Annotated in this window: 7 protein-coding genes; 3 read left to right on the top strand and 4 right to left on the bottom strand. The window is 65.6% G+C overall.

What is annotated here, in order from left to right:
• Positions 1 to 22: 22 nt before the first annotated feature.
• The 3 genes from betA to rpfF all read left to right on the top strand — a co-directional run bounded on the left by betA (position 23) and on the right by rpfF (position 4,670).
• On the top strand, positions 23 to 1,705 hold the full coding sequence (gene betA / locus ACVOME_RS09190; RefSeq protein ID WP_481505006.1) for a choline dehydrogenase: 1,683 nt from the start codon (positions 23 to 25) through the stop codon (positions 1,703 to 1,705).
• A gap of 213 nt (positions 1,706 to 1,918) precedes the next feature.
• Positions 1,919 to 3,595, top strand: coding sequence for a long-chain fatty acid--CoA ligase (locus tag ACVOME_RS09185; RefSeq protein ID WP_279942280.1), 1,677 nt, complete (start codon positions 1,919 to 1,921; stop codon positions 3,593 to 3,595).
• A gap of 205 nt (positions 3,596 to 3,800) precedes the next feature.
• On the top strand, positions 3,801 to 4,670 hold the full coding sequence (rpfF, locus tag ACVOME_RS09180; protein WP_053520223.1) for a diffusible signal factor synthase RpfF: 870 nt from the start codon (positions 3,801 to 3,803) through the stop codon (positions 4,668 to 4,670).
• A 12-nt stretch (positions 4,671 to 4,682) separates the two neighbouring features.
• Here the strand turns inward: rpfF and ACVOME_RS09175 are convergent, their stop codons facing one another.
• From ACVOME_RS09175 to ACVOME_RS09160, 4 genes are all read right to left on the bottom strand, one after another.
• A complete protein-coding gene (locus ACVOME_RS09175; protein ID WP_080375356.1) occupies positions 4,683 to 7,397 on the bottom strand; it encodes a response regulator in 2,715 nt (904 codons plus the stop codon).
• A 1-nt stretch (position 7,398) separates the two neighbouring features.
• A complete protein-coding gene (gene rpfG, locus ACVOME_RS09170; RefSeq protein ID WP_053520222.1) occupies positions 7,399 to 8,538 on the bottom strand; it encodes a cyclic di-GMP phosphodiesterase response regulator RpfG in 1,140 nt (379 codons plus the stop codon).
• 206 nt (positions 8,539 to 8,744) lie between these two features.
• Positions 8,745 to 10,256 (bottom strand): lysine--tRNA ligase, encoded by a 1,512-nt coding sequence (lysS, locus tag ACVOME_RS09165; RefSeq protein WP_053520221.1) that lies wholly within the window; start codon positions 10,254 to 10,256, stop codon positions 8,745 to 8,747.
• Between the two features lie 169 nt (positions 10,257 to 10,425).
• A complete protein-coding gene (locus ACVOME_RS09160; protein WP_478053771.1) occupies positions 10,426 to 12,066 on the bottom strand; it encodes an acetolactate synthase large subunit in 1,641 nt (546 codons plus the stop codon).
• Between the last annotated feature and the right edge of the window lie 56 nt (positions 12,067 to 12,122).

The following is a 12,122-nucleotide window of genomic DNA, read 5'->3' as shown; positions in this document are numbered from 1 at the left end:
CCCGGCCTGAAGGAGAACAACCATGAGCACCCATAACGAGTACGACTACATCATCATCGGCGCCGGTTCGGCCGGCAACGTGCTGGCCACCCGCCTGACCGAAGATGCCGATGTGAGCGTACTGCTGCTGGAAGCGGGTGGCCCGGACTACCGGCTCGACTTCCGCACCCAGATGCCGGCGGCGCTGGCGTTTCCGCTGCAGGGCAAGCGCTACAACTGGGCCTACAAGACCGATCCAGAGCCCTTCATGAACAACCGCCGCATGGACTGCGGCCGTGGCAAAGGCCTGGGCGGTTCGTCGCTGATCAACGGCATGTGCTACATCCGCGGCAACGCGATGGACTACGACAACTGGGCGAGCATGCCCGGCCTGGACGACTGGACCTATCTGGACTGCCTGCCCTACTTCCGCAAGGCCGAGACCCGCGACATCGGCCCCAACGATTACCACGGGGGCGATGGCCCGCTGCGGGTGACCACCCCCAAGGCCGGCAACAACGAACTGTTCGCAGCCATGGTTGAAGCCGGCGTGCAGGCAGGCTATCCGCGCACCGATGACCTCAACGGCTACCAGCAGGAAGGCTTCGGCCCGATGGACCGCACGGTCACGCCGAAGGGCCGCCGCTCCAGCACCGCCCGCGGCTATCTGGATCTGGCCAGGCCGCGCCCGAACCTGACCATCGTCACCCACGCGCTGACCGACCGCATCCTGTTCTCCGGCAAGCGCGCGGTGGGCGTGCAGTGGCTGCGCAACGACCAGCCGCAGCGTGCCACTGCCCGCCGCGAGGTGCTGTTGTGCGGCGGCGCCATCGCCTCGCCACAGATCCTGCAGCGCTCCGGCGTGGGCCCGGCCGATCTGCTGCGCAGCCTCGACATCGAGCTGGTGCATCACCTGCCGGGCGTCGGCGCCAATCTGCAGGATCACCTGGAGATGTATCTCCAGTACGAATGCAAGAAGCCGGTCTCGCTGGCGCCGGCGCTGAAGCTGTACAACCAGCCGGCAATCGGCGCTGAATGGCTGTTCCTGGGCACCGGTATCGGCGCCAGCAACCAGTTCGAAGCCGGCGGCTTCATCCGCAGCGATGCCGAGTTCGACTGGCCAAACCTGCAGTATCACTTCCTGCCGGTGGCCATCAACTACAACGGGTCCAATCCGATCAAGGCACACAGCTTCCAGATGCATGTCGGCTCGATGCGCTCGCCCAGCCGGGGCCGCATCCATGTCCGCTCCAAGGATCCGCGCGAGCATCCGAGCATCCTGTTCAACTACATGTCGCACGACCAGGACTGGCGCGAGTTCCGCGCGGCGATCCGCATCACCCGCGAGATCTTCGCGCAGCCGGCACTGGCTCCATACAGCGGCCGCGAGATTTCGCCGGGCAGTGCACTGCAGACCGATGCACAGATCGACGCGTTCGTCCGTGAGCATGCTGAAACGGCATACCACCCGTCCTGCTCCAACAAGATGGGCCACGCCGATGATCCGATGGCGGTGGTGGACGGCCAGGGCCGCGTGCATGGTCTGGAGGCCCTGCGCATCGTCGACGCCTCGATCATGCCGCAGGTGGTGACCGGCAATCTCAACGCGCCGACCATCATGATCGCCGAAAAGCTCGCCGACGTGATCCGCGGCCGTGCGCCGCTGCCCCGCAGCACCGCGCCCTACTACAAGGCCAATGGTGCGCCGGTGCGCAGGCAGAGCTGAGCACCGCACGCACCCTGAAACACCCGCCGGGCATGGCCCAGCGCTGCCAGCTCGGTGGCGCGGGGCCATGCCCGGCGGCATTTGACGCGATCGCACAGGCCGTCGCGCGATGCCCTCTTCGCGTTTCCCCTACGGCGGGGTATGCTGCAATGACCGGCCGCTGTCAGTACGCTCAGGGTCGGACCCAACAATCACGATTCCTGGAGGGGGAATATGAGTCTGGATCGTCCCTGGCTGCAGAGCTATCCGAAAGGCGTTCCCGCCGAGATCGACGTCAACGAATTCCATTCGGTAGCCTCCGTCTTCGACGCCTCCGTCGCCAAGTACCGCGACCGCCCCGCCTACTCCAGTTTCGGCAAGGTCCTCACCTATGGCGAGACCGATGCGCTGGTTGACCAGTTCGCGGCCTACCTGCTGGGTGAGCTAAAGCTCAAGAAGGGCGACCGCGTCGCCCTGATGATGCCCAACTGCCTGCAGTACCCGGTCGCCACCTTCGGCGTGCTGCGTGCGGGCCTGACCGTGGTCAACGTCAACCCGCTGTATACCGCACGCGAACTCAAGCACCAGCTGGTCGACGCCGGCGCCTCGGTGCTGGTGGTGGTCGACAACTTCGGCGATACCGTCCAGCAGGTCATCGCCGACACGCCGGTCAGGCAGGTGGTCACCACCGGCCTGGGCGATCTGCTCGGCGCGAAGGGCGCGATCGTCAACTTCGTGCTGAAGTACGTCAAGAAGATGGTGCCCAACTATCACGTGAAGGGCGCCATCCGCTTCAAGCAGGCACTCAAGCTCGGCAGCCGCCACACCCTGCCCGAGGTCGAGATCGACCACGACGACGTGGCGTTCCTGCAGTACACCGGCGGCACCACCGGCGTCGCCAAGGGCGCGATGCTGACCAACCGCAACCTGATCGCCAACATGCAGCAGGCCTCGGCATGGCTGTCGACCTCCGGCATCGAGCCGGGCAAGGAAGTGATCATCACCGCGCTGCCGCTGTACCACATCTTCGCGTTGACCGCGAACGGTCTGGTCTTCATGAAGTTCGGCGGCTGCAATCATCTGATCACCAATCCGCGCGACATGAAGGGCTTCGTCAAGGAGCTCAAGGGCACGCGCTTCACCGCCATCACCGGCGTCAACACGCTGTTCAACGGTCTGCTCAATACGCCCGGTTTCGATGAGATCGATTTCTCGTCGGTGAAGTTCACCCTGGGCGGCGGCATGGCGGTGCAGCGCGCTGTGGCCGAGCGCTGGAAGAAGGTTACCGGGGTGACGTTGGTCGAGGCCTACGGCCTGACCGAAACCTCGCCGGCCGCCTGCATCAACCCGCTTACCCTGCCGGAGTACAACGGCTCCATCGGCCTGCCGATCCCGTCCACCGATGCGTGCATCAAGGACGACAACGGCAACATCCTGCCGCTGGGTGAGGTGGGCGAGCTGTGCATCAAGGGCCCGCAGGTGATGAAGGGCTACTGGCAGCGCCCCGAAGAGACCGCCCAGGCGATCGACAGTGACGGTTGGCTGCATACCGGCGACATGGCGAGGATGGATGAACGGGGCTTCTTCTACATCGTCGACCGCAAGAAGGACATGATCCTGGTGTCCGGCTTCAATGTGTATCCGAACGAGGTCGAAGACGTCATCGCGATGATGCCCGGCGTGCTGGAAGTGGCCGCGGTCGGCGTGCCGGACGAGAAGTCCGGCGAAGTGGTCAAGGTGGTGATCGTGAAGAAGGATCCGAACCTGACCGCCGAAATGGTCAAGGAGCATGCCCGGGCAAATCTGACCGGTTACAAGCACCCGCGCATCGTGGAGTTCCGCAAGGAACTGCCGAAGACCAATGTCGGCAAGATCCTCCGTCGCGAGCTGCGCGATACGCCCGCGCAGTAAGGGTTTCCACGGTTCGACGCAGATCAGGGCCCCGCCGGCGACGGGGGGGCCCTTTTCGTTGGCGGCCAGCGCGGGCGGCGGCCGCTTGCAGGCGGTTCACGAGCGGTGCATAGAATCACTCGCCACCGCACGTTCCGCCCACTCCCTCACATTCCATCTCTCCGTCCGCTCTGCGGTTGGCCGGACGGTCACTCGGAGAACACCCATGTCTGCAGTACGCCCCATCATCACCCGTCCGTCGCAGCACCCGACCCTGCGCATCACCGAGGAAACCGAACGGGATGTCTACTGGATCCACATGCATGCCAACTTGGTCAACCAGCCGGGCCGCCCGTGCTTTGCCTCACGCCTGGTAGACGACATCGTCGACTATCAGCGTGAACTGGGAGACCGTCTCAGTGCCGCCCACGTTCTCTCGCCTCACGTGGTCCTGGCCTCCGATAGTGACGTATTCAACCTGGGCGGCGACCTGGAACTGTTCTGCCGGCTGATCCGCGAGGGCGACCGTGCCCGCCTGCTCGACTATGCGCAGCGCTGCGTGCGCGGCGTGCATGCGTTCCACGCCGGGCTGGGCGCACGCGCCCACAGCATCGCGCTGGTCCAGGGCAATGCACTGGGCGGCGGCTTCGAGGCCGCGCTTAGCTGCCATACCATCGTCGCCGAAGAAGGCGTGCTGATGGGACTGCCGGAGGTGCTGTTCGACCTGTTCCCGGGCATGGGCGCCTACTCCTTCCTGTGCCAGCGGGTCAGCCCGCGGCTGGCCGAGAAGATCATGCTGGAGGGCAACCTCTTCACCGCCCGGCAGTTGAAGGACATGGGCCTGGTGGATGTCGTCGTGCCGGTGGGCGAAGGCGTTGCGGCGGTCGAACAGGTGATCCGGGACAGCCGGCGCATTCCGCACGCCTGGGCGGCCATGCGCGAAGTGAACGAGATCGCCACCATGGTGCCGCTGCACGAAATGATGCGCATCACCGAGATCTGGGTCGACACCGCCATGCAGTTGGGCGAGAAGTCGCTGCGGACCATGGACCGGCTGGTCCGCGCCCAGGCCCGCCGCAATGGCGAGGCGGGCTGACAGACCTCGCGGTCAGGAGGGCGTGCGTTCCCCGTCGTCGCGTTGCTGGATGCCTGCGACGCGGGACGCCAGCGCTTTCCTGCCGATGCGCAGTGCACCTACCAGGCTGGACAGGCGCATTGTCCACTCGGCCTTCAATTGCCAGTCGGCCATGCGCATCATCTCGCCACTGGCGGCAGCAACCTGGACCAGGCCCAGGTTGCTCGCCACGCCACGCAGGGCGTGGGCGTGTTCGCGGAAGTCCTCCCAGTCCAGCCGCTCGCCACAGGCCTGCATCTGCGCCATGCTCGCGTCCACATCGACCAGGCACTGGTCGATGAACTTGCGTTCGAAGCCATCGCCCATGCCCAGTGACGCCAGCTCGTCCAGCACGGCGGTGTCGAGTACGCCGTCACCGACCTCCATGGCCGGTACCGACTGGATGCCCGGCTCGGTACGCGTGTTGGCGGCCACATCGGCCAACACCTCCAGCAGACGCGTCGCGACGACCGGCTTGGCCAGGAATGCACGTGCACCTGCCTGCTCACAGCGCAGGATGGATTCCGGGGTGACATCGGCGCTGAGCACCATCACCGGCACATACGGCAGGCCACTGGCCTGCATCACCCGCAGCTGCTTGAGCAGGTCCAGGCCGCTCATGCCGGGCATGTGCAGATCAACGATGGCTGCGTCGTAATTGGCCTGCTCGAGAGCGTCGAGCACCTCGACCCCACCATTGACGCATGTGACCTTGTGGCCGGCCTTCTCCAGCAACCGCTGCAGCACCATGCGGTTGGCGGCATGGTCATCGGCAACCAGCACCCGCAGGCTGCGTACACGGGCCCGATGGCGCAGGAATGGATTGGAGAACGCAATGACGTTGCCGCCCTCCGGCAGCTCGCCCTGCACGTCCGGCGTCGGCGCCACGTCCAGCGCGATTTCCACCCAGAACACGCTGCCGCGCGGCGTGTTCGGCAGGTAACCGACCTGCCCGCCCATCGATTCGACCAGTCCCTTGGCGATCGCCGTACCCAGTCCGGTGCCTTCATGGCGGCGGGCGAGGCCGACGTCGGCCTGCTCGAAGGCGTTGAACAGGCGGCTGCGCAGGGCCACGGGTACGCCGATGCCGCTGTCGAGGATCTCGAAACGCAGCCGGGCACGCTCGCTGCCACGCTCGTCATGGCTGCTGACACGCAGATGGACGAAGCCACTGTCGGTGAACTTCACCGCGTTGCCCATCAGATTCAGCAGAATCTGCTGCAGATGGCCGGCGTCGCCGAACAACCGTGGCGGAACGTTGTCGTCCACGTCGACGCGATACTCCAATGACTTGGAACGCGTCTGCGGGGTGAGGATCAGGTTGATCGCCTGCAGCACGTCGGCCAGCGCGAACTCATGCCATTCCACCCGGACCTTGCCGGCCTCGATCGCCGAGATGTCCAGCACCTCCTCCACCAGCGCCAGCAGGCTGCGGGTGGACGCCTGGATGGTACTGAGGCACTCGCGCTGCTCCTCATCCAGCCGCGTGGTGGCCAGCACTTCGGTCATGCCGGCCAGGCCGTTGAGCGGCGTACGGAATTCGTGGCTCATGTTCGCCAGGAAACGGCTCTTGGCTTCGTTGGCCTGGCGCGCTTCGGCCACCGCACGGGTCAAGGCATGCAGCAGCGAATCGAAGTACAGCGGAATCGCGCCCAGGCCCAGCAGCAGGCCCCAGCCGAGGTAGTCGTGGCTGCGCCAGTAGGGCGACAGCATCACGGTACACAGGAAAGCCAGGCACCCCATTGCGGTTGCCACCCGCAGGTAGGTGCTGCCGTAGCGCATGCCGTTGCCGATCGTGACCCACAGCATCACCGCGTACAGCGGAGCTGCCGGCTCACCCTGGATGGTCATGATCCAGGCCATGCACGTGTAGTCGGTCAGCATGCCGATCACGCGGCGGACGTGTGACACCCCGGGATCGACCAGGATCGCCACCAGCAGGCCCGCCGAGATGGCCAGCTCGAAGGCGAGGATCAGCCACGTCGTGGTCAGCGTCTCGCCACCCGCGCTCAAGTAGCGCCAGCCGAGATAGCTGATGAACAGCGCGGTGATCACGATGCGGATCAGGTTCTGCGCGTGCTCGCTGTCCTCGCGTCCGGACAGCCGTTGCTTCACCCGGGCCAGCAGCGACCGGGCCGGGGAGGATTCAACGGCAGGAGTGTCCATGGGGGGATGTCGCATCCGTCGTCGCAACAGGGAGGAGCAGCACAGCGGAACCGCCACCAGGCCCAGCCACAGGGGCACGGCCAGGCTGGGGTTGTCACGCCAGTAGGGTGTCAACAGCACGGTGGTACCGAAGCTGACCAGGGCCATGGCGATCGCCACGCCCAGGTAGCGGTTGCCGAAGCGCAGGCCATTGCCCACCGTGACCCACATCACCACCGCATAGACCCAGGCCAGAGGCTCGCCCATCTGCACCATGCCGACCGTCATCAACCCATAGTCGGCGACCATGCCGACCACCCTGCGCGCATCGGAGCGCCCCGGCTTCCACAGCAACCAGGCGAACAGCAGCAGGGATATCGACAGCCCGGTCAGCACGGTCACGAGCACGCCCTGGTACTGCTCCAGGCGATGCATCCGGGCCCCGGACAGCAGTACGTAAACCAGGATCAGCGAGATCAGCGCGATCCGCACTATCACCTGCCCGTGCTCGGAGTCGGGCCGCTGCGACAGCCGGCGCTTCAGCCGTGCGAACAGGTCCTGCATCTCATCCACCCGGTCGCGTGGAGGCCGTCGAGTGCTGCGCGCAGATGTCCAGCAGTTGCTGGCGGCCCCGCAGCAGCGCATCCACGCAGCGGGGGTCGAACAGGCGGCCACGCTGGGCATACAGATAGGCCAGCGTTGCTTCCATCGTCCAGGCTTCCTTGTATGGACGCGGGGAAATCAGGGCGTCGAAGACATCGGCGACGGCAACGATGCGCGCTTCCAGTGGAATCGCTTCGCCTACCAGCCCATCGGGGTAACCACTGCCGTCGTAGCGTTCATGGTGGCGCAGCGCGATCAGCGCACCGACCTGGATGAAGCGGTTCTGGCTGCCGCTGAGCAGTTCATGGCCGATGCGCGGGTGACGGCGCATGATCGCCAGCTCCTCTTCATTGAGCTTGCCCTGCTTGAGCAGCACCGCATCCGGTATGGCGATCTTGCCCATGTCGTGCAGGGGCGCCGCCATCTCGATCAGCCGTACCTCGTCTTCCGGCAGGCCCAGCTGCTCGGCGATAAGCCCGGCCACGCGGGCCATCCGCTCCAGGTAGGCACTGGTGCCGGCGTCACGAAACTCGATCGCACGAGCCAATCGCGACAAGGTCTCGCGCTCCCGCTCCTCGACCTCGTGCATGCTGGCGAGCAGGCGCTGTTCCAGTGACAGCGCGCGCTGTTTCACGTTCTCGGTCTGCTGGCGCAGCTGCAGCAGGTTGTAGCAGCGCGCCCGCAGTTCGCGCGGGCGGATCGGCTTGACCAGGAAGTCGATCACGCCTGCCTCCAGCGCGGCCTGCCGGATCGGCTCGTCGCCCACCACGGTGATCAGGATCACGGGGATGTCGCGATGTTTGGGCAGGCGCCGGAAGCGGCGGGCGAATTCCAGCCCGTCCATTTCCGGCATGCGGTAGTCGAGCAGCAGCAGGTCGACCGGGTGCGATTCGCACCAGGCCAGCGCGGTCAGGGGATCGCCGAAGTCATGCACGCTCAGTTCCGGCGCAATGTCCTCGATGACGTGCCGCAGCATCGTCCGCGCGGAGGTCTGGTCATCGACGATGACGATGTTCAACGTGTACTCCGCCTGGTTTCTCGACCACGCTTGGTCATCAGCAGGCGTGGAAACGCTGCCGCTGCGCACGCTGGCACCCTGCATCGGACTGACTCCCGTGTCATGCGTCCCGGTTCATGATCGTGGTCACATTGTGAAGCGGGCTCTCCACATTGCGCTCTTCCCCGTCACCGATCAAGCCATAGCCGGCGTCAAGGTAGTGCAATTACGATACGCCGAGTGCCAGAGACGTCAATTGCGCCGTCCCGTTTCGGGACGGCGCGCACAAACGGGAGTCACAAAACCCCGGCTCAGTGCTCCGGACGCATGTACGGGAACAGCAGCACGTCGCGGATGGAGCTGCTGCCGGTCAGCAGCATCACCAGGCGGTCGACGCCGATGCCGAGGCCGCCGGTCGGCGCCATGCCGTACTCCAGCGCGCGGATGTAGTCGGCATCGTAGTGCATGGCCTCGTCATCGCCCCCCTCCTTGGCGGCCACCTGGGCCTGGAAACGCTGGGCCTGATCCTCCGGGTCGTTCAGCTCGGAGAAGCCGTTGGCAAGCTCCTTGCCGTTCACGAACAGCTCGAAGCGATCGGTGTAGCCGGGGTCGTTGTCGTTGGCACGCGCCAGCGGCGAGACCTCCACCGGATGATCGGTGATGAAGGTGGGCTGGATCAGGGTGTGCTCGACGGTGGCTTCGAAGATCTCCAGCAGCAGTTTGCCCCAGCCGTAGGACGGCTTGACCTTGATCTTCAGGCGCTCGCAGTGCCGCAGCAGCGCTTCGCGGTCGGTGCAGTCGGCAGCGGAGATCTCCGGATTGTGGTGCCGCACGGCCTCGTCCATCCGCCAGCGGCGGAACGCCGGGCCGAGATCGATCTTCGCGCCGTCCCACTCCACTTCGGTAGTGCCGTTCACCGTCCTGGCCACGTCCCGGATCACGCCTTCGGTCAGGTCCATGATCTCGTTGTACGTGGCGTAGGCCTCGTACAGCTCCATCATGGTGAACTCCGGGTTGTGCCGGGTGCTGACGCCTTCATTGCGGAAATTGCGGTTGATTTCGTACACCCGCTCCAGGCCACCGACGGTCAGGCGCTTCAGGTACAACTCCGGCGCTACGCGCAGGTACAGGTCCAGGTCCAGCGCGTTGTGATGGGTGGTGAACGGCTTGGCCGCCGCACCGCCGGGGATGTAATGCATCATCGGCGTCTCGACTTCGAGGAAGTCGCGGTTGTCCAGCCACGCGCGCATGGCACGGATGATCTTCGAGCGCTTGATGAACACCGCGCGCGACTCCGGGGTCACGATCAGATCGACGTAACGCTGGCGGTAGCGCTGCTCGACGTCGGCCAGGCCATGCCACTTGTCCGGAAGCGGACGCAGCGACTTGGTCAGCAGTCGGATCGTTGCGGCCTTGACCGACAGTTCACCGGTGCGGGTACGGGTCAGGCCGCCCTCGACGGCGATGATGTCACCCACGTCCCAGCCCTTGAAAGCAGCGTAGTCATCGCCCAGGGCCGCGCCCTGCAGGAACAGCTGGATGCGGCCGGACTCGTCCTGGATCTGGGCGAAGCTGGCCTTGCCCATGATGCGCTTGGCCATCAGGCGTCCGGCCATGCGCACCTGGCGGCCATTGGCTTCCAGGGCCTCGGCGGTCCAGGTTTCGGCGTCGCTGTACTCGTCCTGCAGCTGGCCGGCGAAGTCCTCGCGACGGAAGTCGTTCGGGTACGCGATCCCCTGCCCGCGCAGCGCTTTGAGTTTCTCGCGGCGCTCGGCGATCAACTTGTTTTCGTCGACGGAAGGGGTTTCGGTAGCTTCGCTCATGGATCTGCGGGAATCGTGTAGTTGGGGGAGTCTTGCGCCCGGCACGGCCGGCTGCACAGCATAGCAAAACCACCCTGCCCCGGCCCTGGCCGGCGCCCACGGCCAGGTAGCGCCGGGCCATGCCCGGCGGTCAGTCGGCAGGAATCCCCGGGCGTGGCCCGGCGCTACCTCAGGCATTCCCGGGGAACGCCTGCCGCAATTCATCCACCAGCACCCGCTCGTTCTCCGCATAGTCGATCGGCACCGACACCAGGTGCACCCCGCCTTCGTTGAACGCCGCCTCCAGCGTCGGGATGAGCTGCTCGATGGCCGTCACTTCGTGGCCCTTGCAACCATAGGCCTCGGCATACCTGACGAAGTCCGGATTGCCGAAGGTCATCCCATAGTCGGTGAAGCCATCCACCGCCTGCTTCCAGCGGATCATGCCGTAGGCACCATCGTTGAGGATCAGCACCACCAGGTTCAGCCCCAGCCGCCGCGCGGTTTCCAGCTCCTGGCTGTTCATCATGAAGCCGCCGTCGCCACACACCGCCAGCACCCGGCGCTGCGGGTACAGGATCGAGGCCATGATCGCCGAAGGCAGGCCCGCGCCCATCGTGGCAAGCGCATTGTCCAGAAGCAGCGTATTGGCTACCTGGGTGCGGTAATTGCGCGCGAACCATATCTTGTACATGCCATTGTCCAGCGCCACGATGCCGTCGGGCGGCATCACCCGGCGCACGTCGTGGACCAGCCGCTGCGGGGTGAACCGGGCCTCTTCGGCACGGTCGGCGAGATGGTCGAGGATGGTGGCCCGCAGCGGCAGCAGCGCATCGGCATGGGCCACCTGGCCTTCGATGCGGTCGGCCAGCTGGGTCAGCGAACGGCCGATATCGCCGATCACCTCCACCTGCGGGAAGTAGACCTGCTCGACCGCCGCCTGCGAATAGCCGATGTGGATGACGGTCGGTCCGCCGGGCCGCATCACGAAAGGCGGCTTCTCGGTCACTTCATGGCCGATGGTGACGATCACGTCGGCCTGGTCGATGGCCATGTGCACATAGTCGCGTTCGGTCAGCGCGGCGGTCCCCATGTACAGGCCTGATCCGCCCGCCACCGCACCCTTGCCCATCTGCGTGGTGAAGAAGGGAATGCCGGCACGCAGTACGAAGGCTGACAGCGCGTCGCTGGACTGCGGCCGTGACGCCGCGGAGGCGATCATCAGCAGCGGACGCTTCGCATTGCGGATGATCTGCGCGGCGCGATCGAGCGCCTCGGGACTGGCGATCGGTCGATCCACCGCATGCGTCGGGATCAATGCCACATCCTCGACTTCAGTGGCCGCGATGTCCTCCGGCAGTTCCAGCAGGACCGGGCCCGGACGTTCTTCCTGCGCGACACGGAATGCCTCGCGGACGATGGTCGGGATGGTGCGCGCCGATACGATCTGCCGCGCCTGCTTGGTCAGCGGCTTCATCGTGCTGACGATGTCGACGATCTGGAAGCGCGCCTGCTTGCTGGCGACGATGCCCTTCTGCCCGGTGATCATGATCACCGGCCATGCGCCCAGCAGCGCGTAGGCCGCACCGGTGGTGAAGTTGAGGGCACCCGGGCCGAGCGTGGCCAGGCACACGCCCGGCTTGCCGGTCAGGCGTCCATAGGTGGCCGCCATGAACACCGCCGCCTGCTCATGGCGGGTGATGACCAGCTCGATGCTGGAATGGCGCAGCGACTCGACGACATCGAGGTTTTCTTCGCCGGGAATACCGAAAATACGTTCGACGCCCTCGTTCTCGAGCGCCGCGACAAGCAGATCTGAACCCTTGGACATGGGAATGCCGTCCCTCTTCACTGGACTGGTGGTGGATCGTTACAGGAAGGATGCAA

The sequence above is a fragment of the Stenotrophomonas sp. STEN008 genome (genome assembly GCF_056760435.1).
The sequence above is the reverse complement of the archived record's forward strand: the minus strand, read 5'-3'. Positions and strand labels throughout refer to the sequence as shown.